Origin of the sequence: Citrobacter sp. ABFQG (assembly GCF_004322975.1) — a bacterium.
Lineage (GTDB): Bacteria > Pseudomonadota > Gammaproteobacteria > Enterobacterales > Enterobacteriaceae > Citrobacter > Citrobacter freundii.
Genome location: NZ_CP036435.1, coordinates 1,712,423 through 1,738,181, shown reverse-complemented (window position 1 = coordinate 1,738,181; position 25,759 = coordinate 1,712,423). Strand labels below are relative to the sequence as shown.

Below are 25,759 nucleotides of genomic sequence, written 5' to 3'. Positions count from 1 at the left end.
ACTTTGTTGCATCCATCACACTTATTAAACCGGTTTAGCAAAATCAATTTCAAAATGTTAAATGTCGTGCTTAACATTGCAACTAAACCGGTTTAGCAAAAACACACAATTTTTTATTTTCCTTTTGGGATGCAATCAATATGTTCAGAAAAAGCACACTCGCGGTTCTTATCGCTTTGCTAACCGGCGCCGCCTCAGCCCATGCACAAACGGATCTCAGCAGTATCGAAGCCCGTTTAATTGCGCTGGAAAAACGCTTACAGGATGCCGAAAACAGAGCGCAAACGGCAGAAACCCGCGCAGAGTCGGCAGAGAAGAAAGTACAGCAGCTCACGACACAGCAACAAAAAACCCAGGACAGCACTCAGGAAGTGGCTCAGCGTACCGCCAAACTGGAGAAAAAAGCCGATGAGAAAAGCGGGTTTGAGTTCCACGGCTACGCCCGCTCCGGCGTGATAATGAATGACTCCGGCGCCAGCACCAAATCCGGAGCCTACATGACGCCAGCAGGGGAAACCGGTGGGGCTATTGGCCGCCTGGGAAACCAGGCCGATACCTATGTTGAAATGAATCTTGAACATAAGCAGACCCTGGATAACGGGGCAACGACCCGCTTCAAAGTCATGGTCGCCGACGGTCAAACCACTTATAACGACTGGACGGCGAGCACCAGTGATTTGAACGTGCGTCAGGCCTTTGTTGAACTGGGCAACTTGCCCACCTTCGACGGGCCGTTTAAAGGCTCCACCCTGTGGGCCGGGAAACGCTTTGACCGGGATAACTTTGACATTCACTGGATCGACTCGGATGTCGTGTTCCTCGCCGGTACCGGCGGCGGTATTTACGATGTCAGGTGGAACGACAGCGTTCGCAGCAACTTCTCTCTTTACGGGCGTAACTTCGGCGATATTGCTGATACCAGCAACAGTGTGCAGAACTACATCGTCAGCATGAACAATTTCATCGGGCCGGTGCAGATGATGGTCAGCGGGATGCGGGCAAAAGACAACGACGAACGCCAGGATACCAACGGTAATCCGGTCAAAGGCGATGCGGCAAATACCGGTGTACATGCGCTGCTCGGGTTGCACAACGACAGTTTTTACGGCCTGCGTGAAGGTGCCAGCAAAACCGCCCTGCTCTACGGTCACGGACTGGGTGCCGAAGTTAAAGGTGTCGGCTCTGACGGCGCGTTACGCTCGGGGGCTAACACCTGGCGCTTCGCCAGCTACGGCACCACGCCACTGAGCAAGAACTGGTTTATCGCCCCGGCGATACTGGCACAAACCAGTAAAGACCGTTATGTCGATGGCGACAGCTACCAGTGGGCAACCCTCAACATGCGTCTGATCCAGGAGATCAATCAAAACTTCGCCCTCGCTTATGAAGGCAGTTACCAGTATATGGATCTCAAACCTGAAGGTTATAACGATCGCCATGCGGTAAACGGCAGCTTCTACAAGCTCACCTTCGCCCCGACCTTTAAGGTTGGCGACATCGGCGATTTCTTCAGCCGTCCTGAAATCCGTCTTTACACCTCGTGGATGGACTGGAGCAAAAAACTCAATAATTACGCCAGCGATGACGCGCTGGGCAGCAGTGGTTTTAAATCGGGCGGCGAATGGTCGTTCGGGATGCAGATGGAAACCTGGTTTTGATGGTTAACACCTGGCGACAGTAACCGCCGGGGCGACAAAATACGTTTCGTCGCCCCGGACACAATAACAACGAAGAGAATGCGCTCCGGCTACCACGGGACGACAACTCGAAAATCAATACGCATTCAGAGGGTACTATGGATTTTGAACAGATTTCCCGCTCGCTACTTCCGCTTCTGGGAGGCAAGGAAAATATCGCCAGCGCCGCGCACTGTGCCACACGCCTGCGCCTGGTGCTGGTCGATGACTCACTGGCCGATCAGCAGGCCATCGGCAAAATTGATGGGGTGAAGGGCTGTTTCCGTAACGCCGGACAGATGCAGATTATCTTCGGCACCGGGGTGGTGAACAAAGTCTACGCCGCCTTTATTCAGGCGGCAGGGATTGGCGAATCCAGCAAATCGGAAGCTGCCGACATTGCGGCGAAAAAACTGAATCCTTTCCAGCGCATTGCCCGCCTGTTGTCGAACATCTTTGTGCCGATCATCCCGGCTATCGTCGCCTCCGGCCTGTTGATGGGCCTTCTGGGGATGGTTAAAACGTACGGCTGGGTCGACCCGGGTAACGCCATCTACATCATGCTGGATATGTGCAGCTCAGCGGCGTTTATTATTCTGCCGATCCTGATTGGCTTCACCGCCGCCCGCGAGTTCGGTGGTAATCCTTATCTTGGCGCGACGCTTGGCGGCATCCTGACTCACCCGGCGCTCACCAACGCCTGGGGTGTGGCCGCCGGTTTCCACACCATGAACTTCTTCGGCCTTGAGATTGCCATGATCGGCTATCAGGGCACGGTGTTCCCGGTGCTGCTGGCGGTGTGGTTTATGAGCATCGTTGAGAAACAGCTGCGTCGCGTGATCCCCGATGCACTGGATCTGATCCTGACGCCGTTCCTGACGGTGATCATTTCCGGTTTTATCGCCCTGCTGATTATCGGCCCGGCTGGTCGCGCGCTTGGCGACGGTATTTCGTTTGTCCTTAGCACCCTGATTACCCACGCCGGTTGGCTGGCCGGACTGCTGTTTGGCGGTCTCTATTCGGTTATCGTCATTACCGGTATTCACCACAGCTTCCACGCCATCGAAGCGGGACTGCTGGGCAACCCATCCATCGGCGTCAACTTCCTGCTGCCGATTTGGGCGATGGCCAACGTCGCTCAGGGCGGTGCTTGTCTGGCGGTGTGGTTCAAAACGAAAGATGCCAAAATCAAAGCCATTACCCTGCCCTCGGCGTTTTCTGCCATGCTCGGCATCACCGAAGCGGCGATTTTTGGTATTAACTTACGCTTTGTAAAACCGTTTATCGCAGCCCTGATTGGCGGCGCGGTGGGCGGCGCGTGGGTGGTATCCATGCATGTTTACATGACCGCCGTGGGCCTGACGGCTATCCCTGGCATGGCTATCGTGCAGGCCAGCTCGCTGCTGAACTACATTATCGGGATGGTTATCGCCTTTGGCGTCGCCTTTGTCGTCTCCCTGGTACTGAAATACAAAACGGACGCTGAATAATGTCACATCCATCACGCCTGCCTGCGATTTTGCAGGCTGTTATGCAGGGCCAGCCGCGCGCGCTGGCCGACAGCCACTATCCCCGCTGGCACCATGCGCCGGTGACCGGGCTGATGAACGATCCCAACGGCTTTATTGAATTTGCCGGACGTTATCACCTGTTTTATCAGTGGAACCCGCTCGCCTGCGATCATAAGTTCAAGTGCTGGGGGCACTGGAGCTCTGCCGACCTGCTGCACTGGCAACATGAGCCGATCGCGCTCATGCCGGATGAAGAGTATGACCGCAACGGCTGCTACTCCGGAAGCGCCGTGGATAGTCAGGGCACGCTCACCCTGTGCTATACCGGCAACGTAAAATTTGACGACGGCAGCCGAACCGCGTGGCAGTGCCTGGCGACGGAAAATGCCGACGGCACGTTTACCAAACTCGGCCCGGTATTACCGCTGCCGGAGGGCTATACCGGCCACGTGCGTGACCCGAAAGTCTGGCAGCACGAAGGTCGCTGGTACATGGTGCTGGGCGCACAGGATTTGCAAAAGCGTGGCAAGGTGTTGTTATTCAGCTCAGCGGACCTTCATGAGTGGACGAGTCAGGGCGAAATCGCCGGTTATGGCATCAATGGCCTGGACGACGCGGGCTATATGTGGGAATGCCCGGACCTGTTTGCCCTCGGCGACCAGCATGTCCTGATTTGCTGCCCGCAGGGCGTGCCTCGTGAGAAAGAGCGCTATCTCAACACCTACCCGGCAGTGTGGATGAGCGGCGATTTCGACTACCACCGCGCGGCCTTCGAGCATGGCGAACTGCACGAATTGGACGCAGGGTTTGAGTTCTACGCCCCGCAAACCATGCTTACCAGTGATGGCCGCCGTCTGCTGGTCGGCTGGATGGGCGTGCCGGAGGGCGAAGAGATGCTTCAACCGACCCTCACCAACGGCTGGATCCATCAGATGACCTGCCTGCGTGAGCTGGAGTTTATCGATGGTCAGCTATACCAACGTCCTCTACGAGAGCTGAGCGCCCTGCGCGGCGAAGCGCACGGCTGGGCAGGGAACTCCCTGCCGCTGGCACCGATGGAAATCGTTCTACAAACCACTGGGGACGATATTTTGAGCCTCGATTTTGACGGCGCATTAATCCTTGAACGCGATGCCAGCGGGATCCGCCTGGCCCGACCCAGTCTGGCCAGCGACGAGAAGCATTATCGTTACTGGCGCGGAGACGTCCGCTCGCTGCATATTTTCATCGACCAGTCTAGCGTGGAGATTTTCATCAACGGCGGCGAAGGAGTGATGAGCTGCCGCTACTTCCCGGCCTGTTCAGGGCAGCTAATGTTCTCTGGCATCACACCGGACGCATTCTGCTACTGGCCGCTGCGAACTTGCATGGTAGAATAAGCGTTTTGCCTCAAGCTCATGGCGTCGTAATGAAAACTAAACGCGTAACCATTAAAGATATCGCCGAACAGGCTGGCGTCTCAAAAGCGACCGCCAGCCTAGTACTGAACGGTCGTGGTAAGGAGCTGCGTGTGGCGCAGGAAACGCGTGAGCGAGTACTGGCGATTGCCCGTGAGCAGCACTATCAGCCAAGCATTCACGCCCGCTCGCTGCGCGACAACCGCAGCCACACCATCGGACTGGTGGTGCCGGAGATCACCAACCACGGCTTTGCGGTCTTTTCACATGAGCTGGAAATGCTGTGCCGCGAAGCAGGCGTCCAGCTATTGATCTCTTGTACTGATGAAAACCCCGGTCAGGAGAGCGTGGTGGTCAATAACATGATTTCCCGCCAGGTTGACGGTCTGATCGTCGCTTCATGTATGCACAACGATGCCGACTATCTTAAGCTCAGCCAACAACTGCCAGTAGTGCTGTTTGACCGTTGTCCTAATGAAAGCCTGCTGCCGCTGGTGATGACTGATTCGATTACCCCAACGGCGGAACTGATTTCCCGCATTGCACCTAAGCATAGCGATGAGTTCTGGTTTTTAGGCGGTCAGTCGCGTCTGTCGCCTTCACGCGATCGTCTGACCGGCTTCACGCAGGGTTTGGCTCAGGCGGGTATTGCACTGCGCCCGGAATGGGTGATTAACGGTAACTACCACCCGAGCTCAGGCTATGAGATGTTCGCCGCACTCTGCGCGCGACTTGGGCGGCCGCCTAAGGCGCTGTTCACTGCCGCCTGTGGACTGCTCGAAGGGGTACTGCGCTATATGAGCCAGCACCATTTACTCGACTCAGATATCCATCTGACGAGCTTTGACGATCACTATCTTTATGATTCGCTGTCGCTGCGTATCGATACCGTACAGCAGGATAACCGCCAGTTGGCCTGGCACTGCTATGATCTGATAAGCCAATTGATCGAGGGCGATACGCCCGAAACGCTACAACGCTACCTGCCCGCAACGCTGCAGTTTAGGCATCAGTAATAACTGAGCATTTTTGAATACCCTACAGAGGTGAAATCTGGTGCGAATCCAACAATCAAAAATCAATATTTGTAGTGATGTGATGCGGAAAGGTCTTCACTGCATCAGTAATCACACCAATCGGGTTAAACGGCAAACTGAGTGGTGGTAAAGACTGACACCGGCATTATTACTGTCACTGTGGAACATCACTCCGGCGGGTTTACCGCAAGCTTCCCACGCAATTTCCAGCGCTTTGATGTCAGCTTGCTGTCCGGTGAGAATGACATTGCCCAACCCTCAGGTTTCCTTGCGAACAGATCGAGAACAACAGCAAGGTAAGCCCAACGCTTGCCTGTCCAGATATAGGTCACATCACCGCACCACACCTGATTTGGCTCGGTCACGGCGAACTGCCTTTCAAGGTAGTTAGGGATAGCAACATGTTCATGACCACCACGTTTATACCGGTGAGTCGGCTGCTGACAGCTGACCAGCCCCAGCTCTTTCATGAGCCTGCCAGCAAGCCAGCGTCCCATCTGGTAGCCTCTCCGGGTTGCCATTGTGGCGATGCTTCTTGCTCCGGCCGAACCGTGGCTGATGCCATGTAGCTCAAGTACCTGACTGCGTAATACAGCCCGTCTGCCGTCTGGTTTTTCAGGACGGTTTTTCCAGTATCTGTAGCTGCTGCGATGAACCCCGAACACATGGCAGAGTGTGACCACAGGATAATGCGCTCTGAGTTTCCCGATTATCGAGAACTGTTCAGGGAGTCTGACATCAAGAGCGCGGTTGTAGATTCAATCTGTCAATGCAACACCCCTTTCAATTATCTCTTTCGGTGTTTTGAACTTCAGTGTCTTTCTCGGTCTGTTGTTTAGCTGAGCAGCAACCAGATCTAGTTCATGTTGAGTATATTGGGCAAGACATGTCTTTTTAGGAAAGTACTGCCGAATTAGCCCATTTGTGTTCTCATTTGTTCCCCGCTGCCAAGGACTCTGAGGATCGCAGAAGTAAACTTTAACGCCGGTGCTGACAGTAAATTCTAGATGTCTGGCCAGTTCCATTCCTCTGTCCCATGTCAGTGATTTTCTGAGTTCTGACGGTAAACTCAGGAATTTGTCGGTAAGAGCCTGATTTACTGAGACAGAATCTTTGCCCCTGAGTCTAAGGATGATCGTATAACGTGATTTTCGGTCTACAAGTGTGGCTATATGAGAGTTTTTTGTACCTGAGACTAAATCGCCCTCCCAATGCCCCAGAGAGCGTCTGTTATCGATATTTCGGGAACGTTCGTGAATTGGTGTTCCGTTCACTATGTTAATCGTACCTCTTTCGCCTTTGCGGGTATGACGCCTGCCATGGCGAAGGCTATGCGACCGTCGCAGATGCTGTATATTCAGGTGGTGTAGCGCTTCACGGCTACGAAAGTACAGCGTTTTATAAATTGTCTCAGGTGATATTCGCAGCGTTTTTTGACGTGGTTTTGTTCGCCTTAACCATCCTGATATTTGCTCTGGAGACCATTTCATCTCCAGCTTTTCCAGAACAAGCTTTCGCAATGGTAAATTTTGATCCAGTAAGCACGGTTTTGGCCTTTTCGCCATTCTGTTGGCTCGGTTATTAGCATCAACAGCTTTGTAATAGCGTCTGCCCCGATTACGCTGAACTTCACGTGAGATCGTCGAAGGACTGCGATTCAGCGCAGTAGCTATCGCACGAATGCTCATTTTGGGTGACAAACCAGCTCGTATCTCCTCGCGCTCAGACAGTGTCAGGTGAGCTACAGCCCGCTTACGCTCATGGGGTTTTATGCCGCCAGTATCCCTTAACATAGTGAAGATCGTTCCGGGTTTTGAACCCAGGATATTCGCTATTTCACTGAAGCCTGTTCCGTTCTTCCATAGTTCAAAAACAGAGGCTTTTTCCTCTGCTGTAAATGTTCGTCTCATTCAAAAAACCTCCGCAACCCCATGTTTTCACATAACTGTTGCGTTGACCAATTGAATCTACAGTAGCCTTTTTTAATATTTCATTCTCCATTTCAATGCGTTGTAGCTTTTTCCTCAGCTCACGTATTTCGATTTGTTCTGGTGTTATCGGAGAGGCTTTTGGTGTTTTGCCCTGACGCTCATCACGCAGTTGTTTGACCCATCTTGTCATTGTGGAAAGGCCAACATCCATAGCTTTGGCGGCATCTGCCACCGTGTAGTTCTGGTCAACAACCAGTTGAGCGGATTCGCGTTTAAACTCTGCGCTGAAATTTCTTTTTTTCATTGGAGCACCTGTGTTGTTCTGAGGTGAGCATATCACCTCTGTTCAGGTGGACAAATTCAGTGTGCCACTTCACTGCCCCAGTTGATGCGATTCAATTGTGTTCCAAACGACTCGCCGCTCGTACGGCTGAGGTCAGTATGACAAAGCACGTCGTAGCTGAACCGGTCGCGAGCAAATATGTTGGTCTTAAGGTTGCGGTTATAGTTCAGCCAGTTGTCCGCAAGTTTCTTGGGGCATAACACCAGAACTGACTTGTTGCGCAGTTCGTAATACTTTACGACGGCAAGTGCGGTGAAGGTTTTGCCCAAGCCCACGCTGTCGGCCAGGATGCAACCGCTGTAGTTTTCAAGTTTGTTGATGATCCCAGTGGCAGCATCTTTCTGGTAATTGAAGAGTTTGTTCCAGATGAGCGTGTCTTGATAGCCCGTGCGGTCATTGGGCAGGACATCCTCGTTGAGGTCGTCCAGAAACTCATTGAAGATGTTATAGAGCATCAGGAAGTAGATACTTTCAGGCGAGTTTTCCTGGTAGACGGATGCAATGTGGTCGCAGATCTGCGCCGTTACATCCTCCAGCTTCTCAGGATCTTGCCAGATCTGGTTAAACAGATTGAGGTAGGTCGCCGTAAACGTCGACTCGTCCATTTTGTTGACGAGGTTTGAAACAGCATTGCCTTGCTGGTAGCCAAGATCGACGGCCGTAAATCCGTGCAGTGGCATGTAGGCAGTCTCTGCGGCGGCGGCCTGAACACAAGCAAACTGCTGCATCGGAGCCTTGCTGCGATTGGACTTGAATGTTGTCTTACGCCGCATCCAGTCCGCACACTCTTTTGCAATTGCGCGCTGGGTCAGTTTGTTGCGCAGCTGAATTTCGAACTCACTACCGTACAGACTACGTTCGCGGTCAGCCTTCGGTATGTGGAATTCTTTGCGTTCCTTACGAATCTTGTCGGTTACTTCATTAGCGGTGAACGTCGGCGAGGTAAAGATGAATTGCAGCTCGTCGATTTTTTCCAGCTCTGCTTTTAGCGCTTCAAACGCGTACATCGAAAAACAGGAGGCGGCGATCTTCAGGCGAGCACCGGGTTTGAGCGTCTGCTTTAGGTCGTCTCCGAGCAGACGATTGATATTGTCGATCAGTTCCATCAAGAGTCAGCCTTTGTAGAGGTGCTATAGCCTGGTGCCAGTAAGGCGTTTTTCACGCCGTAGATCGCGAGATGATCTTTGAGCCATAAACGGTACTCCGGTCCATTTAGGCAATGATTGGGTGAGCAGTCAACACGCCAGCGCTGCAACATATAGCCTGCCACCGCTGCACGAACGTACATCCTAATCGAGCCACCGGTCATCCCGTAGTCCATCTCGATGATTTCGGGGCGTTCAACACGCGGGTGCGGCACGAAATCCAACTCAACGATGCGCGTCCACTGGATATCATTATCCGGTCGTTCGTTGGCCTGCGGAACCTCTTCAAGCAATGTTGGCGCTTCGATGCGGGTGACGACGAAATCCCGAAACTCTCCACTCTTGCGATCAAAGGCCCGGGCGTGCCAGCGCAGGCCGGTATCTACCAAAGCAAAGGGCACAATGATCCGTTCGGACTTTCCGCTGCTCATCGAGTGGTAGCGGATGGCGACGGGGCGCTTGGAGTGGATGGCTCGACAAATCACGGCCAACACATCCATCTTGGGTATGCTCAGGGCTGTGGGGGATTCACAGGGTAACAACGCCTGCATTGGGCCATTCACGCCATCGCCAAAGCCCAGAGCCAGCGCCGACAGAACACGCTGCGATGCGTGCTCGAACAACGGAGAGAACGCCTGCCCGATACGATAGATCTTGTCGCTACCATCAAAGGTGATGTTATTCGGAGCGATTTCCCGGTACAAAGCCAAATCGCGAGTCGCTCCTGCTGGAGCAACGCCAAAGCGCTCAATCAGATCTGGGCGACCGATCTCACCGAAGAAGTAAAGCCGAAAATCGATGTAGGCCAGCCGTTCGCGCTGGACCTGACTCAAGTCGTCAAGCCGCTTACAAGGGGGACTAGGCATGAATCATCACTATAGGGAAAAATGAAAATTTAATACGGTAATCAATAAAGTGCCATGATTATAATCAAATTGATGATAATCAACATTAATACTTATGTAAAAGCAAGAGATGACGTTTCAAACGTAGACAGTCATCGTATTAGCTGATGTTTCTATAACGTTAGATTAATGCCTAACAACTATAAAACCTTAATGCCCAATGCCCAATGCCCAATGCCCTATCGCCCCTCGGACAATTTGCCCTTATCCACTGGTCTGGCTTGAGGATGAGGGGGGCAGAATAACCTAACGACTTAGGGGCCGGGATCACAGGCGGCAGCTGTTTAACGCTTACCTTAATTCAAATTATTTTCAGATAGATATCATTCTTCTGAACATACCTGACTAACGGTGGAATCTCACGATCCTGCCGTTTTTGTATTATTTTTCAGAGGAGTAGTAATGAACAATTCTGAAGGATTGAAGCCGTTTCAGCAATCGCTCGCTGGTCTGCCACAGTGGGTGTCTGAACGTATATTGCAGCAGATAAATCAGTTAACCCGCTACGAGCCAGTGATCGGCATTATGGGTAAAACCGGTGTTGGGAAGAGCAGTCTGTGCAATGCCCTGTTTGCCGGAGATATATCACCGGTCAGCGATGTGGCTGCATGTACCCGTGAGCCACTGCGCTTTCGCCTGCAAGTCGGCGAGCGCTATATGACGCTGGTGGACCTGCCCGGCGTGGGCGAAAGTGGTGCTCGCGATACCGAGTATGCTGCGATGTACCGCGAACAACTCCCCCGGCTCGACCTGGTTCTGTGGCTGATTAAGGCCGATGACCGGGCGCTGGCGGTGGATGAACATTTTTATCATCAGGTGATTGGAGAGGTATACCGGCATAAGGTGCTGTTTGTTATCAGCCAGTCGGATAAGGCCGAACCCACCAGCGGTGGGGGACCGTTGTCCACGGCGCAGAAGCAGAATATCAGCCGTAAAATCTGTCTGCTGCATGAGCTGTTCCAGCCCGTACATCCGGTGTGTGCCGTGTCGGTCCGTCTTCAGTGGGGACTGCGGGTGATGGCCGAGCGAATGATTAAGTGCCTGCCACGTGAGGCCACCAGCCCGGTGGTGTCGCAACTCCAGTCTTCCTTTCGCACGACGGTAGTCCGGGAACAGGCTCGTAGCGATTTTGGTGAAACCGTCGGGGCCGTACTCGATAGCATCAGTGCCTTTCCCCTGATACCCGCCCCGGTACGGGCTGTCATTCAGGCCGTGCGCACCACGGTGGTGTCAGTGGCCCGCGCCGTCTGGGATTTCTTCTTCTGAGTATTTAACCCATCCCTGTTACTTCCCTGCCCCTGTCGCAGATGCGACGGGGATCCCTTTTATTTGTTTTCCCGTTATGAGGAGTCTGCTTATGGCCCGTCTGGCTTCGCGCTTTGGCGCAGCAAATCTTATCCGTCGCGACCGCCCGTTAACCCGCGAAGAGCTGTTTCGCGTGGTGCCCAGTGTATTCAGTGAGGACAAACACGCATCCCGTAGTGAGCGTTATACCTATATACCCACCATATCCCTGCTGGACAGCCTGCAGCGCGAAGGCTTCCAGCCGTTCTTTGCCTGTCAGACCCGGGTACGCGACCCGGGTCGACGCGAGCACACAAAACACATGCTACGCCTTCGTCGGGAGGGGCAGATTACCGGTAAACAGGTACCAGAAATTATCCTGCTCAACTCCCATGATGGCACCAGTTCGTACCAGATGTTGCCGGGTTTATTTCGTGCGGTTTGTCAGAACGGGCTCGTCTGCGGTGAGTCATTTGGCGAGGTGCGTGTGCCGCACAAAGGCGATGTAGTGAGTCAGGTGATTGAGGGGGCCTATGAAGTGCTGGGCATTTTTGACCGTGTGGAGGAGAAGCGGGATGCGATGCAGTCGTTGCTGTTGCCACCACCTGCGCAGCAGGCACTGGCAAAAGCCGCGCTGACGTACCGCTTTGGTGAGGACCACCAGCCGGTGACTGAGTCGCAGATCCTCTCCCCGCGCCGCTGGCAAGATGAGAGTAGCGACCTGTGGACCACGTACCAGCGTATTCAGGAGAACCTGATTAAGGGTGGGCTCAGTGGCCGTAATGCCAAAGGAGGACGGTCACATACCCGTGCCGTTCGCGGTATCGACGGGGACGTGAAACTTAACCGGGCACTGTGGGTGATGGCGGAAGCGATGCTCACGCAACTGCAGTGACCGTTTAATGTTGCCGCTTTGTTAATATCGGACACCACCTGTCCGCATCGCACCGTGCTGGCGGTCCTCACTCACTGAGGAATGGCCTGTAACCCCCGCTGCCTCTGGCTTTTGCAGAAATGAAAAATAGTTTCTGTGATGTCCATACCCTGTCCGACCCCCTCTTTAAAGTAATCACATCATTTTCAGTCAGTTAACTTTCACGGAGAACGTCTCATGACACAGGCAGAACGCCGCCATGACCGGCTGGCTGTCAGGCTGTCACTGATAATCAGCCGTCTGGTGGCAGGGGAAACACTGAGTGTGCGTAAGCTGGCCGCTGAGTTTGGTGTGTCGGTGCGCACGCTGCGGCGTGATTTTCGTGAGCGGCTGATGTATCTGGACCTGGAGTATCAGTCCGGATATTGCCGCTTACGCACTGCGGGCAGTGAGACGCAGATGGTGCCCGACGTGCTTATCTTTGCCCACCGCAGCGGGATGGCCGGTCTTTTCCCTGGCTTTGACCGTCGTCTGGTAAACGCACTGCTGATGTGCGATGAGTCTCCCTGCGTAATCGCACCCGCCAGTCCGGCTCCTTCGCCATCAGGCGCATTGTCTTTCTGGCGACTGATTCAGGCCATTACCGGGCGCAGGCGGGTGACGCTGATTGCCGAGGGGCAGCGCTGTGAGCGGCTGGCTCCCTGCCGGTTACTTATCCACCAGCAGGCCTGGTATCTGGTGGCAGAGCACGACGGACATATCGCCTTATTCACACTTGATGAAATCCATCTGATTCAGCCTTTGCAGGAGACTTTTCGCCGGAATGACAGTCTGTGCCGCCTGACTGAAGACCCGGTCTTCATTCAGGCCTTACCCCATTTTCGCTTTATCCAGCATTCACTGCTTACGTTTGTTCCGGCTGACAGCCCACCGGAATAGCGCAGGCGTTGTTATCAACCCGGCAACAGGGAGGAGCCCAGTGCCTGTTATTGCCATTATCGCCATTGTTATCATCGTCATCATTCTGAACAAAACTGGAGTGTCCGACAGCCTCACGGCCCTGACACTTGCAACCGTTGCCGCACTACTGACGGGAGGTGGCGCAGCCGGTGCTGCCAGTGTCGCGCTGACGCCGTTCGTCGGCGTGCCGGTGGGTATTTTCGTGGGGATTTATGTCTTTACCAAAGTGGTTCGTCTGATTTCAGGAAAAAATAATGAAACGTAAAACACTACCTCTACTGGCGCTGGTTGCCTCCACTCTGTTTCTGAGCGCTTGCGATGACAGGAGTGATGACCTGAAAGCTATCAGTAAATTTAAGGACCTCACGCCTCCGCGCTTCAGCGATGTGGTGAGCCGTCAGGATGATGTCAGGGAAGAGTGGTCGCAGATTGCTCTTTCTGGTCCCACTATGCAGGTCTTACGTACCCGTCAGTCGCCCGATGGCTGCGAGGGTGGCTGTTACTACTACCTCGTGGATATGGAGGAGAAAACCGTGCAGCCGCTGATGAATGCGCTGTGTATTGCCGACAACATCAGCCTGGAATACCACGAGAAAACGGACCCGCGCACCCGGGAGCGTTTCCTTGAATATTCCCATGACGGCAAACTGATGGGACGGCTGCTGATACCCTCAAATCCTGATAACCGGGAATAAATACAAAGACAAAGGAGACAGAAATGAAAATAAATTCTTTAAGTCGGCTCATGCTCGCTGGCGTGCTGCTTGTCAGCTTCAATGCCTCTGCGGTTTCGGGACTCTGGCAACAGGGGTACGGTCAGGGCAATGCGGAATACAGTGTGACGGATAGCAGCGGAAAGATGTTTACCATCAACTGCACGGAAAATCCGGACCAGAACGGTATTTACCAGCAATCGGTTTTTCTGACCCTCGCAGGGGATAAAACGATCAGCTCGCATGATGACAGTACCGACATCACAGTGGTGATGGGCCCCATAAGCAATACGCCATTCCCTCAACCCTTGGCTGGCGTAACGGGGATAATGCCTGGTTTAGTTTCATCATGGATATCCGTAAGGCCAGGCAGTTCGACGTCTACGTCAATGACCGCAAAGCGGGGACCTTCAGCGTTGACCTGACGAACGCTACGAAGGCACTGCCAACATTAGCAGACTGCACTAACGAGTGACAGTTGTGCTTTCCATCCATAACAACATACCTGACTGCCAGGAGCAGTCAGGGTTTATTTTTTTCATTTTTTATTTCCACCGATTAGTCCAGGCACTTCCGAATAATGAGCGCAGTGGCCAGTTTTAGTTGACTATATAGCAATGATAAAATAATCACGTGTTATGTTGAGATTGTTTATTTAGCGGTTGAGAGAAACTATGGATAAAATTTGTGATAAGTGTGCACACATGATGAGTGCATGTACTTGTGGAACTTGTGAGAACTGTGACGAGAAAGAGTCGGACTGTACCTGCAAAAAATGTAGCCAGTGCAATAACCTTGAGGACTTCTGCTCTTGCAGAATTTGTGAAGAATGTAGTGAAAAAGAAGCAGAGTGCTGCTGTTGAAATGTTAACAATACTGGCTGCAGGAGCTACCTGCCTGCAGCTTCGATTGCCGACGTACCCCGATCCCAGTTGGTTAGCGTATTTCGATTCTTGCAATAATCGCTGGACTCATAGCACGAAGCCGACATACTTACTGGATTGAAGGTCCGCTGTGAGCGAAAAGCGGACGCCCGCATAGCGTAAACAGGCGTCTGATATTTTGATATGGATTGATGACTTAACCCCTTCCCCGCTTCGTCAATGACTTTCTCGTCATTATCTTTGGTAAATGATCCTTTTGCCTTTCCGGTAGAATACTCAGCATTATTTCTGAAGAGCGGCAAAGACGAGTGCCTTGCCATGAGTTCACCATAATTTCATCTGCGCCCGTGCGGCGAACCAGATCCCTGAGCCCGTCACGGACGACCTCCGGTTTGCCCCATACGGATTCACGCAGCTGATAATATTTTGCGGTCAGTTCATCAGCGGTATCACTAGTCATTGCCCGTGAGCGGGTCATGGGGGCCATAACGACGCGGTTTACCAGGTCAGTATCACCGGTCTGAAACTGGGTAAATAATTTTTCCATTTTTATCTCCTTTGCTGGAGGAAATATGATGGTCTCAGCTACGGAATAAAAAAACAGTAGTCTGTTCCGAACTGAGTAGACATAATTTCTACATTTAGTGTTCTCCTGGTATTAAACCGAAATATTTGATTGTAGGCGATGTCTTACGTAGAGATAAAGCCTGCTGCAAAAGTGATGAAGACTCAGTATGTTCTCTTCTAATACAAAGCAGACGCCCATTCTCATGCAGACGCTTTGTTCTTGTCTCGCTAGCAACCAAATCGCTTGCTCCACAACTATGATTGCTTATTAGCGTTTTCATCAAAAAACAAATCAAAATAAATTGATTTTATGAATTCTCTATCGGAGTCTATATGGTCAGCGCGATTTGCATGCTCTAATGTTTCAATTGCCAGAGTGTGCGCGGCATCAGCAAACATCTCAGGCCAACCCGTACTCAGCATAGATAGCCCTTTGAGCACTCTTATCTGAATCTCTCTCATACTGGCACCATCGCGTGCGACAGGTGAGAAAAAGTCTTCCAGGAGATCGTTGTTCTGAAGTGGCGCAACGTGTACTGAAGGATAGGTCACTTCAATTTCATGAGACTTATTCTGCGCGTAAGCAGAAAGTATACGAACACCTCTGCCAATGACATCGATTGCGGTTCCAGGATCGTTCACTGCGGGTGAAAGGGCTCTGCAGGCTATTTCGGCCATGACGCTAAGACAAAATCGGGGATCCTGAGCAAATGAACGCACATCCGAGACAATGATCGTCTCAAGTAAATCGGCGCAGATTGATGACTCCTGGCCCTGACTCAGGTACAAAGCTGGCATGGACGGATGAATGAAACTGCCTGGTTGCGCCACAAGGTATACATGACGAGGATCATTGGCCAGCAGCTTGCTGAGTTTCTCCATATCAATATATTCAACATAGCCAATCTTCTTCGGATAAACTGCAACCGTTCCTTTCGGCTGTTCATAGCTCTCAAGCCATGGATATCCGCCGAGACAGGGATTTCTGGCTCTCGCAATAAATGTTTCGATGGCCGCCTGTTCTACTTTTGCTGTTGTCTCACCGACCCTCCCCAGAGAGGTCAAATGCTGTATCCAACGAAGCAATGTGATGAGGATGAGGGCAATGACAACGAGTGTGACAATGAATAAAATGACTCTTCCCCTTTCTCCGTAGGCTCCCATATTGAGGGCAATAATTCCTACCAGACTGAAGAGAAAGGAACCAATGAAGGTGGCCAGTACATTTTGTGTGGTTACGTCTTCCACAACTAAACGCGTTGCTCTGGGAGTAACATTAGTAGTGGCTGAACCGTAGGCTGTGACCATGATACTCAGCGAAAATGTGGTCACTGCCAGCATACTCGATGCCAGTATGTTCAGAATGTTATCAACTGCTTCCGCACCAACCTTCACTGAAACCGACTCAGGAATCATTGATTTAAAAAGAATAGATAAAAGAGCCGTTATTATCGCGACAATTGCGAATAACGTAGCTCTGAACCAGAGTTTCTTAAATGTTTGCTTCAGAATCCATTGCCAGCGTGAAATCATTCTGCATTCCCTCGTATTGCGGTCGGGATAAATAATTGCCGCCCCCTAGGACGGCATTTTGCTATCAACGAACCAGGTGCAGGAAGTGCAGGTGTTTTTCGTACTGGTCCAGTATGTCATTAATCAACTGTTCCTGATTCCAGCCCATCACATCATAATTTTGACCGCCTTCTTTGAGATAAACCTCAGCGCGATAATATCGATGTTGGTCAGTCTGCTGCTCATCATTATCCATTGCGGCGAGCGCGAAGGTGGGTGAGCTATACCCGCGAAGCCTCACTTCATATATAAAATTCAGCTCGTTGCCCAAATCCACTTCAAGACGAATACGATCGTCGGCTGCGTCACTAATGTGGCTTATCGTCCCCTGCTTGTTCAGTTCTTCCTGAACCAGCGTCATGGCAGGCTGGATAATGTCGTCCATAAAACGTTTCACAAGAGATCGTTTCGGCAGATACGCGATATTGCGTAACCTTCTCTGCCAGGGAATTGGGTTACGTGCAGCCGTAGGAGCAATAGTCGCCATGCTCAGGCTTTCACGCTTAGTCAAATCTCGACGCAGGGCTTTTAACAGCCCGTATATGGATATCAGCAAGATCACGGAGAAGGGTAATGCACTTGCTATTGTCACCGTTTGCAGCGCGCTCAGCCCTCCCGCAAGGAGAAGCGCAATTGCAACAACTCCCATGAGCGATGCCCAGAAGATTCGCTGCCAGACGGGTGTGTTTGCCACCCCACCTGATGCCAGAGTATCTACAACCATTGCCCCCGAGTCAGCAGATGTGACAAAGAAGACGATGACCATAGCCATTGCAATAAATGACAGCACGGAGGAGAACGGGAAATGCTCCAGGAAATTGAACAAGGCCAGCGAGACATCCTGTTGGACGGTATTGGCGAGATCGGTCGCCCCCTGGTTCATAATGAGATAGATTGCGCTGTTACCAAACACCGTCATCCACATGAGCGTAAAGCCGGCCGGAACAAACAGCACACCGGTGACAAATTCGCGAATGGTTCGGCCGCGTGAGACCCGTGCGATAAACATCCCCACAAATGGCGACCATGAAAGCCACCATCCCCAGTACAGTAATGTCCAGCCCCCCAGCCAGTTGCTCGACTTAGGTTCATATGCGTAAAGATTGAACGTTTTACTCACCAGTTCCGAAAGATAACCGCCGGTATTTTCCACAAATGACTTCAGCAGAAGCACAGTTGGCCCCAGACACAGGACCAGCGCCAGGAGCAACAACGCGAGGCCCAAATTGAGCTCAGACAGGATACGTATTCCCTTGTCTAGGCCGGTCACCACAGAAATCGTCGCTAACCCCGTGATGGCCACGATCAGAATGACCTGCACCGTTTCATTAATGGGCACCCCGAATAGGTGGTTCAAACCGGCATTCACCTGCAAAACACCGTAACCCAGCGATGTTGCAACGCCAAAGACCGTACCTATAACGGCAAAAATATCAACCGCATGGCCTATAGGTCCGTATATGCGATCGCCAATAATGGGATAGAGTGCAGAACGCAGCGTTAAAGGTAGACCGTGGCGGTAACTGAAAAAGGCCAGAATCAGCGCTACAATGGCATATATTGCCCAGGCATGCAGACCCCAGTGGAAGAAGGTCAGCCGCATTGCTTCCTTCGCTGCCGCAACAGTCTCTGGGGCGCCAACGGGAGGTGAGAGATAATGCATCACCGGTTCAGCAACGCCAAAGAACATCAGGCCGATCCCCATCCCTGCCGAAAAAAGCATCGCAAACCAGGAGTGATAGCTGAAATCAGGTTGCGCATGGTCCGGACCCAGCTTGATATCACCGTAGCGTGAGAGTCCCAGAAACGTGACACTCAATAAAATCAGGGCCACAGCAAGGATGTAGAACCAGCTTGCATTCGTGAAGATTTGTTGCTGAAGTAGTTTGAAATTTTTGTCAGCAACATCCGGGAATGCAGCGGCAAAAGCGACAAGAAGAAAAATTAACAAAGCAGATGTAAAGAATACAGCTTTGTTAATCTGGCTGTGAGACTTCTTTGGGATTGTTTCATTTTCACTCATAATCATTTATTCCATTGATTTAAATCCGTATTGGATAATGCTTACCACCTCTTACAGAGTAGCAAAATTCAACTGACTATGCGGCGTGAATCGAGCACATGGTGTGATGAGTGCCGATACAAATCATCCTATAATCGAAGGAGTTCTTTGTTAATCAGCCTGCCACTTCTTGGGTATTTAATTTGCATATTCTGTACCAGAGCTGGGATATACGTTAAGTGAAGTATATTAGACACGAATTACCAGCTTCTGCTTTTGGCACAAAACGGCCTATCAGCATTATAAAAATATTCAGATATATATCATTCCTCTGAACATACACAACTAACGGCAGAATCTCACGATTCTGCCGCTTTTTTATTATTTTTCAGGGGGGGAGTAATGAATAATTCTGAAGGTTTGAAGTCGTTTCACTAATCGCTTTATGACCTACCGTAGTGGGTATCGGCTGATTGCGCAGCAGGGCCATTAGTTCCTGCCAGTATCACCGGCGTTAACATTGAAGACGACTAGGGCAGGCATGGAACTTTGAACCGGATGCCGGTGAAGGTCTTAACCGCTATACCCGCAAGCCAGGCATCTGTACGGACGTATCCATCTGCTGGCTCCGCATGATTTACCAGCAACATTTAATCTTCCCGAACACTCATTATTACCGCATACGCCAGCCGTCGCCGCTGGCGTTTTTTTATTGACGGAGACATACCCATGACAACAGCGACAAAAAACAACCTCGCATCTGCTGCTAACGAATCCGAATTTGAACTGACCGTAACGCAGATACCCGACGAACAGCGTATCTGCTTCTGGCCGCAGTACTTTGGCTCTATCCCACAATGGATAACGCTGGAACCCCGCATTTTCGCCTGGATGGACCGCTTCTGTGACGAGTACAACAGTGGTATCTGGTCCTTTTACACGCTCAGCAATGGCGGCGCGTTTATGGCCCCTGATGCTGACGTTGACGATAAATGGCATCTGTTCAACGGTATGAACGGCAATGGCGCGGACATGAGTGCTGAAGCCGCAGGCATTGCTGTCTGCCTGATTGAATACAGCCATCACGCCTGCCGTACAGAGTGTGACGCAATGACCGCGCACTATTACCGCCTGCGGGACTATGCCCTGCAGCATTCTGAAGCCCACGCCATTTTGCGTATCATTGACTGACCGGAGGAGCAACGAATGAAACAGCTTTCCTTTTTACCCGGCGAGATAACGCCACAGGACCGGCGTCTCATTCAGCGGGCGCTCAGGGCTCTGGAGCGGCACCTGCATGAGCCTGGGGTAGCCTTCACCTCCACTCATGCCGTCCGGGAGTGGTTGCGGCTGCATATGGCCGCGCTTGAACGGGAAGAGTTCCGGGTGCTGTATCTGAACCAGCAGAACCAGTTGATTGCCCACGAAACCCTGTTTGCCGGTTCTATTAGCAGTACCGAGGTACATCCCCGCGAGGTGGTCAAGCGCGCTCTGTACTTCAACGCGGCAGCGGTAATACTGGCGCATAACCATCCTTCCGGCGAGACGACGCCCAGCCAGGCTGACAAAGCCCTCACGCAGCGACTGGTTCAGGTACTTCAACTGGTGGATATCCGTGTCCCTGACCATCTGATTGTCGGCGGCAGGCAAATCTATTCGTTCGCAGAACACGGTCTGCTGTGAGGTATTACATGAAAATTATCAGTAAACGCCGGGCAATGACGATATACCGCCAGCATCCTGAGTCCCGAATCTTTCGTTTCTGCACCGGCAAATACCAGTGGCACGGTAGCGTCTGCCATTACACCGGCAGGGACGTTCCGGATATCACAGGAGTCCTGGCGGTATACGCCGAACGCCGCCAGGACCGCGAGGGGCCTTATGCCTGCCTGATGAGCATCACCCTGAACTGACAATAAAGAGGTTATCAATGAGCAAAATCACATGGGGTCTGCAGCGTGATATCACGCCACGTCTGGGAGCCCGTCTGGTGCAGGAAGGCAACCGACTGCATTATCTGGCTGACCGGGCCAGCATGACCGGCAAGTTCAGTGACATCGAATACCGGAAGCTGGATGAAACATTCCCGCACTTTATCCGCCAGATGGAATCGATGCTGACCACTGGTGAACTCAGCACCCACCATGCCCACTGCGTTACCCTGTACCACAACGATTTAACCTGCGAAGCCGACACCCTTGGCAGTTGCGGCTACGTATACATCGCCATTTACCCCACTCAGCGTTAATTACCTTCACGAGAGCAAACATGAAAACTTTACCTGCAACAACTCAGCGGGCGGTGAAGCCCTGCCTGTCACCCGTGGCTGTCTGGCAAATGTTACTGACACGTCTGCTGGAACAGCACTATGGTCTGACAATAAACGACACGCCATTCTGCAATGAGGCTGTGATTAAGGAACACATCGATGCCGGTATCACCCTAGCCGATGCCGTGAATTTTCTGGTAGAAAAATACGAGCTGGTTCGTATAGACAGGAAGGGATTTAGCTGGCAGGAACAATCTCCTTATCTCCGGGCTGTAGACATTCTGCGAGCGCGGCAGGCAACTGGCTTGTTGCGGCAAAGCCGTAACAACGTAGTACGATGAACATTGCGTACAACCTTCCCGATTTACATTTCTGAACTTCCTCCCTTGTTTACCTATTGCGTAATGCGCCTGCTACTACCCGGCGGGCGCGTTATCTTTTTACGGACAAACAATCATGCAACCAGAAGTTGAAGTATTAACCGATCATAATGAGCTAATTTGTTCGAGCTTTATTGAACACATTGCCAACACATTAAATTTAGGAGTGGTGTAGACATGGACAACTAAACCTGCAGCCACGGATGTATAGTGAGCGAAGCCCTATCAGGCCTTTTTGGTCAGTAGATAAGATTGATCTTCGTTGATAGAATTTACTTACACCAGCTGTTACATGAAAATAATTTTTTGGTGGGAGAATGATAAGATCTTACGTAAGAATTTGATTTTAATGGTGCCGATAATAGGAGTCGAACCTACGACCTTCGCATTACGAATGCGCTGCTCTACCAACTGAGCTATATCGGCCCTGAAAAGGACATGTCCACGAATGTGAGCACGGGGTAGAAGGTTAAAACTAACCGGGCGACGCGTCAATGGCCTTGCGAATCAAACGCCTATTTTTGCATCATCCGGATTCAATTACGCACGAATCGTGTCGTCACAGGCATCCTGTACGCGGCAAGGGAACGCTATAACCAGCGGCGAACACGCTGCTCATAGTGTTTCCATTCCAGCCCGAAATGTTTTCGCAGTTGTTCCTCTTCAAAATCAATGTGCAATCTGGCAACCGCCAGCATAAACAGTGGTGCAGCCAATATTCCAATCAGGCTACCGACGTAGAGAGCAAAAGCTAACTGGAGTCCACTCATTCCAAGATAGATTGGATTGCGGCTCCAGGCATAACATCCGCCAGTAACAAGCGTGGTCGATTTCTCTGCATGCAGTGGGTTTAGCGTCGTACGTTTCTTCCGCATCTGCCACGCGGTATGCAGTATCATCGCCAAACTGGCGCTAGCCAACAATGCACTTATTACGATAGTCGCCGCGCCAAATGTGAAACGCGGGATCGCCGTCAACGCGTCCGCGATGAGGAATAATATTAAGATGAGTGGTGGTGGAAGCCAGACTCTTAATTTTGTCAGGAAATGACGCATGGCTATAGACTAACCTCGGAAGCGGTTTGATTAACGCTGATACCGCTATAAATACCTTGTAAAAGACACATAAACAAACAATGTTTCACTCAGAACTGGCTATCGTCTTCACCAGACAGGCAGGATCTGTAGTACTAACCTCGGCAAAAAACCGGCACCAGAGGCATCCGCCCCTGATGTTCCCGACAGGTTTACGCTGAAAAAGTTGAATCCGACGCTGATTCAAACAGCCCTACAGACTGCTTGTAAAAACGCATAAAATCATCAAACATCACTGGCGGTAAAAATTGATAACCCTGCAGGTAATCCACATTATTTTTCCGCAACCATTGCTGCTGATAGCCATATTCAACGCCTTCCGCCACCATGCGTAACCCCAGGAGTCCGGAAAGATGAATGATTGACTCGAGCATAGGGATATGTTGCTCAACTTCTTTAATAGCCTTGATGAACGTTTTATCAATTTTGATTACATCCAGGTCTAACTCATTGAGATAGCAGAGATTAGCGTATCCCGTTCCAAAATCATCTAAAGCAAACAGCACCCCTCTGTTTCGCAACGATCGTATCAGCTCTTTGAGAGCTGGAGTGATAGTTAGAGTCTGATTTTCGGTTATTTCAATCATTAATTTTATCGGTAGTCTTTGCGTTATCTCCATAAAGTTAAGGCATTCCCAATAAAAAACAGGATTACTTAAACCTGATGGACTGACATTAAAGGAGACGAATAGCGTTTTATTAATATCCTCGCTTCCGTCGACCAGATTACGCGCGACGGTGGTCATTAAATAGCTCGTTAACTCATTCATTAAGCCACTTTTTTCAGCCAGAGGTATAAACTCACGCTGAGAAATCGCATAATTATGGCCCTGTGGCCACCGAGCCAAAACCTCAACACCACAGACGTCCCCATGGATATTTACGATGGGCTGAAAATAAGGAATGATTTCTTCATTCCTTATTGCCATACTCAGTCGGCCAGAATCTGAAACATCATATGCATCGCCATAAATTACATTCTCACCAGAATGACTGTTTGTCGGGTAGCCTTCATGCAATAAATTATTCCTGGTTAAAAAAATGATAGTTTCATTAAAATGAGAAAATCCCAGACGAGCGGTTATCCGCTCCCGATATCGATAAACTGACTTAGTTGTTAGTGAGTTAGCAATACAAAAGTCGTGCAATTTTTCTTTTGTGAATGATGAATACAACATTTCCTCTTCAAATTCAGTCAAATGAAAATTAAAAATCGTCGAACCTTTAGTGACTTCCACAACCTCATTGGGTGCCATTAAATTGGCTCTTAGCTGAGAAATCAATTGTTCAGATAATTCTCGTCCATTAATGAAAGCATACTCCTCGTATCCTCTATTAACAGAACGAGTTTCATTCATCCGAAGAACAATACAGTTGATGTTGATAAACTGCGTGCTATTTCTCTGAAACCATTTCCTGACCAGTAGCAATGGTAACCGGTTATCGATCACCAGCAAACAGGACGGGTATCGTGGAATAACTGACTGTGTACCAGAAATAAATGATCGCGCATCCACCAGTACCAGATTTGGCAGCCACGCTTTTATCCCTGAGAAAAGAAAAATATCATAACTGAGCAGAAAAACCTTTTTCGTATTCATAGTTACCACCAACTTAAATTTATGGCATAGCAGGTCCCTCGTTATATACACGAGAGAATATACAACACCTTCAGCCTCCAGCAATTATAAGGCGGTTCGTGAATTAACTTTATCCATAAGCCATATCACGTAATTTCAGAGTTTATAATCACAATTATCCATATGCGTATTCCCATTAAATAGTAAATCCATTTCAAATATCGAAAAAGGAAAATTCCTAATTTTCATCAGTACAAATCCTTTTACTCATTTTCACTACAAGGCAAAACAAAAAACCACAAATGCAAGCAACGACAAAATATACAACCACAAAAATCAAAATGCTAACACATTACCTTGATTTATGCTGCCCGACAAACCATGAGCGTACGTCGCAGATCTCTTATCGCATAGACATTTCCTGCGATACGGATGACCTTATAATAGAAAATATCCTGTTGAGACATAAGCAGTTCGGTAATTTCATCGGGAACATTGTCATTTTTATTTTTGACAATAGCCAAGCGACGAGTCTGCAGATATCCGTCGCGGTCTTTGCCAATAAAATTCAGGACAACATTACGATCTACAGCATAGTGCTTACCCTGAATATTAAGGCTCCCTATCTGGGATACCCGCCCTTCGGTAGCGGAAGAAATACGAAAAACCAACAGAACTTCACCTTCAATTTTTACGCCCTGAGTTTGCGCCTCCAGATGCAGGTAATTCTTGGCAGAGCAGGTCAGCGTCTCAGGTTCTTGATGGCGATAAAAAAAGTATGCTGTTATCACCGCAAGAAAGATCGCCCCGCTAATAAAGATAATTTTCGCATTCACGGGCAGCCCCTCCTTTATCCAGCGTACAGATCCCCAAAAAATTCTCTTTAAGATCATTACCTGTCGATAAATTATTATCATCATAAAAAACAATTGTTTTCTTGCCATCATGACAAGTCGCATTTATTTTTCGCCACATATCAGAAGATAAAAACGCTTTCGTTTTATCAGCATTATTGTCATCGGCAGTATAAAGTTCACAATCACCTATTGCCCTGATATAGATAAAATTCGTGGCACCTGAATTAAGAGTTGGCAATATCAAAACAGAGCTCCCAAGAAAGGCAAACAATAAAATGAACAGAACAATATTTTTGCGTTTCGGTGTTGCGGGTGAGTTCACCGTTTCTGTTACCGAACGAACAGGTACATCTCCACTGAAAGATGACTGTTCATCATTGACCGAAGCATGGAACAAAAATCCCTGCCGGGGCAATGTTTCAATGGGATTATCGGCCCCCAACTCACTAAATGCTTTTCGCAATATACTGATACTTTTATTAAGGCTATGACCCGATGGGGCCATGCCATGCTTTTTCCATACTTCTTCAATGATAAACTCACGATGGAGTTGTTGATTTTTATGGGCAATGAATAGCTCAAGTAGTCTCGCTGTAGATGCCGAAAGGATTATTGTAGTATCGCGATGTTTCAGGCTTTTTCTGGTGGAATCGTACTCAACCTGATCATTAATTATACTTTTCATACTACCTGACTCTTGAATACCGTGACATGGAGTACAAATGACCAAAGTTTCATCTGTGCTGAGCTGAATACTGCATTGTATAAAGATAGTTAC

Annotated in this window: 23 protein-coding genes, 1 tRNA gene and 5 pseudogenes; 16 read left to right on the top strand and 13 right to left on the bottom strand. The window is 50.2% G+C overall.

The genetic code is table 11. From position 1 onward, the window contains the following. Positions 1-140 precede the first annotated feature (140 nt). The 4 genes from WN16_RS08390 (at position 141) to WN16_RS08375 (ending at position 5,600) form a co-directional block, all read left to right on the top strand. On the top strand, positions 141-1,658 hold the full coding sequence (locus tag WN16_RS08390; protein WP_003029587.1) for a carbohydrate porin: 1,518 nt from the start codon (positions 141-143) through the stop codon (positions 1,656-1,658). A 137-nt stretch (positions 1,659-1,795) separates the two neighbouring features. Then, positions 1,796-3,166: a sucrose-specific PTS transporter subunit IIBC gene (locus WN16_RS08385; RefSeq protein ID WP_000345204.1), complete on the top strand. Its 1,371-nt coding sequence runs from the start codon at positions 1,796-1,798 to the stop codon at positions 3,164-3,166. Continuing rightward, positions 3,166-4,566: a sucrose-6-phosphate hydrolase gene (locus WN16_RS08380; protein ID WP_003029589.1), complete on the top strand. Its 1,401-nt coding sequence runs from the start codon at positions 3,166-3,168 to the stop codon at positions 4,564-4,566. The genes WN16_RS08385 and WN16_RS08380 overlap by 1 nt, the downstream gene beginning before the upstream one ends. A gap of 29 nt (positions 4,567-4,595) precedes the next feature. Continuing rightward, the gene (locus tag WN16_RS08375) at positions 4,596-5,600 is read left to right on the top strand and encodes a LacI family DNA-binding transcriptional regulator (RefSeq protein ID WP_003029591.1); all 1,005 of its coding nucleotides are present in this window, start codon (positions 4,596-4,598) and stop codon (positions 5,598-5,600) included. Positions 5,601-5,774: 174 nt separating this feature from the next. Here WN16_RS08375 and WN16_RS24425 read toward each other — a convergent pair. The 5 genes and pseudogenes from WN16_RS24425 to WN16_RS08350 form a co-directional block, all read right to left on the bottom strand. Further along, positions 5,775-6,370: pseudogene (locus WN16_RS24425) on the bottom strand (IS3 family transposase); the annotation flags it as partial. 9 nt (positions 6,371-6,379) lie between these two features. Then, the gene (locus WN16_RS08365; RefSeq protein WP_003029596.1) at positions 6,380-7,531 is read right to left on the bottom strand and encodes an IS30-like element IS30 family transposase; all 1,152 of its coding nucleotides are present in this window, start codon (positions 7,529-7,531) and stop codon (positions 6,380-6,382) included. Positions 7,532-7,598: 67 nt separating this feature from the next. Then, positions 7,599-7,856: pseudogene (locus WN16_RS08360) on the bottom strand (IS3 family transposase); the annotation flags it as partial. Between the two features lie 56 nt (positions 7,857-7,912). Then, positions 7,913-9,001 carry an SNF2-related protein gene (locus tag WN16_RS08355; RefSeq protein ID WP_003029602.1) on the bottom strand — a complete coding sequence of 363 codons (1,089 nt, stop codon included), beginning with the start codon at positions 8,999-9,001 and terminating at the stop codon, positions 7,913-7,915. Continuing rightward, on the bottom strand, positions 9,001-9,906 hold the full coding sequence (locus WN16_RS08350; RefSeq protein WP_032933065.1) for a WYL domain-containing protein: 906 nt from the start codon (positions 9,904-9,906) through the stop codon (positions 9,001-9,003). The genes WN16_RS08355 and WN16_RS08350 overlap by 1 nt, the downstream gene beginning before the upstream one ends. A gap of 441 nt (positions 9,907-10,347) precedes the next feature. Between WN16_RS08350 and WN16_RS08345 the strand changes: the two genes are divergently transcribed. The 6 genes and pseudogenes from WN16_RS08345 (at position 10,348) to yfjT (ending at position 14,251) form a co-directional block, all read left to right on the top strand. Continuing rightward, positions 10,348-11,211, top strand: a complete 864-nt coding sequence (locus WN16_RS08345; RefSeq protein ID WP_003029608.1) for a GTPase family protein — start codon at positions 10,348-10,350, stop codon at positions 11,209-11,211. A gap of 91 nt (positions 11,212-11,302) precedes the next feature. Beyond that, complete coding sequence (locus WN16_RS08340) at positions 11,303-12,124, top strand: DUF932 domain-containing protein (protein ID WP_003029610.1); 822 nt, start codon at positions 11,303-11,305, stop codon at positions 12,122-12,124. 216 nt (positions 12,125-12,340) lie between these two features. Next, a complete protein-coding gene (locus WN16_RS08335; RefSeq protein WP_003029611.1) occupies positions 12,341-13,042 on the top strand; it encodes a WYL domain-containing protein in 702 nt (233 codons plus the stop codon). A gap of 40 nt (positions 13,043-13,082) precedes the next feature. Then, a complete protein-coding gene (gene ypjK, locus WN16_RS08330; protein WP_003029614.1) occupies positions 13,083-13,328 on the top strand; it encodes a protein YpjK in 246 nt (81 codons plus the stop codon). After that, positions 13,318-13,758, top strand: coding sequence for a YfjS/YafY family lipoprotein (locus WN16_RS08325; protein ID WP_003029616.1), 441 nt, complete (start codon positions 13,318-13,320; stop codon positions 13,756-13,758). The genes ypjK and WN16_RS08325 overlap by 11 nt, the downstream gene beginning before the upstream one ends. Positions 13,759-13,781: 23 nt before the next feature. Beyond that, a pseudogene (gene yfjT / locus WN16_RS08320) lies at positions 13,782-14,251 on the top strand (protein YfjT). A gap of 812 nt (positions 14,252-15,063) precedes the next feature. Here the strand turns inward: yfjT and WN16_RS24690 are convergent. The 3 genes and pseudogenes from WN16_RS24690 to betT form a co-directional block, all read right to left on the bottom strand. Then, positions 15,064-15,207, bottom strand: a pseudogene (locus tag WN16_RS24690) (morphinone reductase); the annotation flags it as partial. Between the two features lie 275 nt (positions 15,208-15,482). After that, positions 15,483-16,760, bottom strand: a complete 1,278-nt coding sequence (locus WN16_RS08310) for a DUF2254 domain-containing protein (RefSeq protein ID WP_003036928.1) — start codon at positions 16,758-16,760, stop codon at positions 15,483-15,485. A 64-nt stretch (positions 16,761-16,824) separates the two neighbouring features. Further along, on the bottom strand, positions 16,825-18,822 hold the full coding sequence (betT, locus tag WN16_RS08300) for a choline BCCT transporter BetT (RefSeq protein ID WP_016245729.1): 1,998 nt from the start codon (positions 18,820-18,822) through the stop codon (positions 16,825-16,827). Positions 18,823-19,325: 503 nt separating this feature from the next. On the opposite strand from betT, the pseudogene WN16_RS24685 reads away from it, so the two are divergent. The 6 genes and pseudogenes from WN16_RS24685 to ykfI all read left to right on the top strand — a co-directional run. Further along, positions 19,326-19,418: pseudogene (locus WN16_RS24685) on the top strand (DUF905 family protein); the annotation flags it as partial. A 112-nt stretch (positions 19,419-19,530) separates the two neighbouring features. Beyond that, positions 19,531-19,992, top strand: coding sequence for an antirestriction protein (locus WN16_RS08290; protein WP_003031344.1), 462 nt, complete (start codon positions 19,531-19,533; stop codon positions 19,990-19,992). Between the two features lie 15 nt (positions 19,993-20,007). Next, the gene (locus tag WN16_RS08285) at positions 20,008-20,484 is read left to right on the top strand and encodes a RadC family protein (RefSeq protein ID WP_003031345.1); all 477 of its coding nucleotides are present in this window, start codon (positions 20,008-20,010) and stop codon (positions 20,482-20,484) included. Between the two features lie 8 nt (positions 20,485-20,492). Next, positions 20,493-20,714 (top strand): DUF987 domain-containing protein, encoded by a 222-nt coding sequence (locus WN16_RS08280; RefSeq protein ID WP_003031346.1) that lies wholly within the window; start codon positions 20,493-20,495, stop codon positions 20,712-20,714. A gap of 17 nt (positions 20,715-20,731) precedes the next feature. Next, positions 20,732-21,049: a type IV toxin-antitoxin system YeeU family antitoxin gene (locus WN16_RS08275; protein ID WP_003031347.1), complete on the top strand. Its 318-nt coding sequence runs from the start codon at positions 20,732-20,734 to the stop codon at positions 21,047-21,049. A gap of 20 nt (positions 21,050-21,069) precedes the next feature. Continuing rightward, positions 21,070-21,411, top strand: a complete 342-nt coding sequence (gene ykfI, locus WN16_RS08270) for a type IV toxin-antitoxin system toxin YkfI (protein ID WP_003031349.1) — start codon at positions 21,070-21,072, stop codon at positions 21,409-21,411. A gap of 389 nt (positions 21,412-21,800) precedes the next feature. On the opposite strand, the gene WN16_RS08265 is transcribed toward ykfI, so the two are convergent. The 5 genes from WN16_RS08265 to WN16_RS08245 all read right to left on the bottom strand — a co-directional run bounded on the left by WN16_RS08265 (position 21,801) and on the right by WN16_RS08245 (position 25,666). Continuing rightward, a tRNA-Thr gene (locus WN16_RS08265) sits at positions 21,801-21,876 on the bottom strand. 164 nt (positions 21,877-22,040) lie between these two features. After that, positions 22,041-22,349, bottom strand: coding sequence for an isoprenylcysteine carboxylmethyltransferase family protein (locus WN16_RS08260; protein WP_230132591.1), 309 nt, complete (start codon positions 22,347-22,349; stop codon positions 22,041-22,043). 347 nt (positions 22,350-22,696) lie between these two features. Next, complete coding sequence (locus WN16_RS08255) at positions 22,697-24,145, bottom strand: EAL domain-containing protein (RefSeq protein ID WP_044702495.1); 1,449 nt, start codon at positions 24,143-24,145, stop codon at positions 22,697-22,699. Positions 24,146-24,486: 341 nt separating this feature from the next. Continuing rightward, positions 24,487-24,960 (bottom strand): hypothetical protein, encoded by a 474-nt coding sequence (locus WN16_RS08250; RefSeq protein ID WP_044702484.1) that lies wholly within the window; start codon positions 24,958-24,960, stop codon positions 24,487-24,489. Beyond that, positions 24,935-25,666: a winged helix-turn-helix domain-containing protein gene (locus tag WN16_RS08245; protein WP_044702485.1), complete on the bottom strand. Its 732-nt coding sequence runs from the start codon at positions 25,664-25,666 to the stop codon at positions 24,935-24,937. Before WN16_RS08245 ends, WN16_RS08250 begins: the two co-directional genes overlap by 26 nt. Between the last annotated feature and the right edge of the window lie 93 nt (positions 25,667-25,759).

What these genes read in the sequence shown, in the direction of transcription:
- WN16_RS08390 (WP_003029587.1), top strand. Translation starts at nt 141, where the DNA reads ATGTTCAGAAAAAGCACACTCGCGGTTCTTATCGCTTTGCTAACCGGC.
- WN16_RS08385 (WP_000345204.1), top strand. Translation starts at nt 1,796, where the DNA reads ATGGATTTTGAACAGATTTCCCGCTCGCTACTTCCGCTTCTGGGAGGC.
- WN16_RS08380 (WP_003029589.1), top strand. Translation starts at nt 3,166, where the DNA reads ATGTCACATCCATCACGCCTGCCTGCGATTTTGCAGGCTGTTATGCAG.
- WN16_RS08375 (WP_003029591.1), top strand. Translation starts at nt 4,596, where the DNA reads ATGAAAACTAAACGCGTAACCATTAAAGATATCGCCGAACAGGCTGGC.
- WN16_RS08365 (WP_003029596.1), bottom strand. Translation starts at nt 7,531, where the DNA reads ATGAGACGAACATTTACAGCAGAGGAAAAAGCCTCTGTTTTTGAACTA.
- WN16_RS08355 (WP_003029602.1), bottom strand. Translation starts at nt 9,001, where the DNA reads ATGGAACTGATCGACAATATCAATCGTCTGCTCGGAGACGACCTAAAG.
- WN16_RS08350 (WP_032933065.1), bottom strand. Translation starts at nt 9,906, where the DNA reads ATGCCTAGTCCCCCTTGTAAGCGGCTTGACGACTTGAGTCAGGTCCAG.
- WN16_RS08345 (WP_003029608.1), top strand. Translation starts at nt 10,348, where the DNA reads ATGAACAATTCTGAAGGATTGAAGCCGTTTCAGCAATCGCTCGCTGGT.
- WN16_RS08340 (WP_003029610.1), top strand. Translation starts at nt 11,303, where the DNA reads ATGGCCCGTCTGGCTTCGCGCTTTGGCGCAGCAAATCTTATCCGTCGC.
- WN16_RS08335 (WP_003029611.1), top strand. Translation starts at nt 12,341, where the DNA reads ATGACACAGGCAGAACGCCGCCATGACCGGCTGGCTGTCAGGCTGTCA.
- WN16_RS08325 (WP_003029616.1), top strand. Translation starts at nt 13,318, where the DNA reads ATGAAACGTAAAACACTACCTCTACTGGCGCTGGTTGCCTCCACTCTG.
- WN16_RS08310 (WP_003036928.1), bottom strand. Translation starts at nt 16,760, where the DNA reads ATGATTTCACGCTGGCAATGGATTCTGAAGCAAACATTTAAGAAACTC.
- betT (WP_016245729.1), bottom strand. Translation starts at nt 18,822, where the DNA reads ATGAGTGAAAATGAAACAATCCCAAAGAAGTCTCACAGCCAGATTAAC.
- WN16_RS08290 (WP_003031344.1), top strand. Translation starts at nt 19,531, where the DNA reads ATGACAACAGCGACAAAAAACAACCTCGCATCTGCTGCTAACGAATCC.
- WN16_RS08285 (WP_003031345.1), top strand. Translation starts at nt 20,008, where the DNA reads ATGAAACAGCTTTCCTTTTTACCCGGCGAGATAACGCCACAGGACCGG.
- WN16_RS08280 (WP_003031346.1), top strand. Translation starts at nt 20,493, where the DNA reads ATGAAAATTATCAGTAAACGCCGGGCAATGACGATATACCGCCAGCAT.
- WN16_RS08275 (WP_003031347.1), top strand. Translation starts at nt 20,732, where the DNA reads ATGAGCAAAATCACATGGGGTCTGCAGCGTGATATCACGCCACGTCTG.
- ykfI (WP_003031349.1), top strand. Translation starts at nt 21,070, where the DNA reads ATGAAAACTTTACCTGCAACAACTCAGCGGGCGGTGAAGCCCTGCCTG.
- WN16_RS08260 (WP_230132591.1), bottom strand. Translation starts at nt 22,349, where the DNA reads ATGATACTGCATACCGCGTGGCAGATGCGGAAGAAACGTACGACGCTA.
- WN16_RS08255 (WP_044702495.1), bottom strand. Translation starts at nt 24,145, where the DNA reads ATGAATACGAAAAAGGTTTTTCTGCTCAGTTATGATATTTTTCTTTTC.
- WN16_RS08245 (WP_044702485.1), bottom strand. Translation starts at nt 25,666, where the DNA reads ATGAAAAGTATAATTAATGATCAGGTTGAGTACGATTCCACCAGAAAA.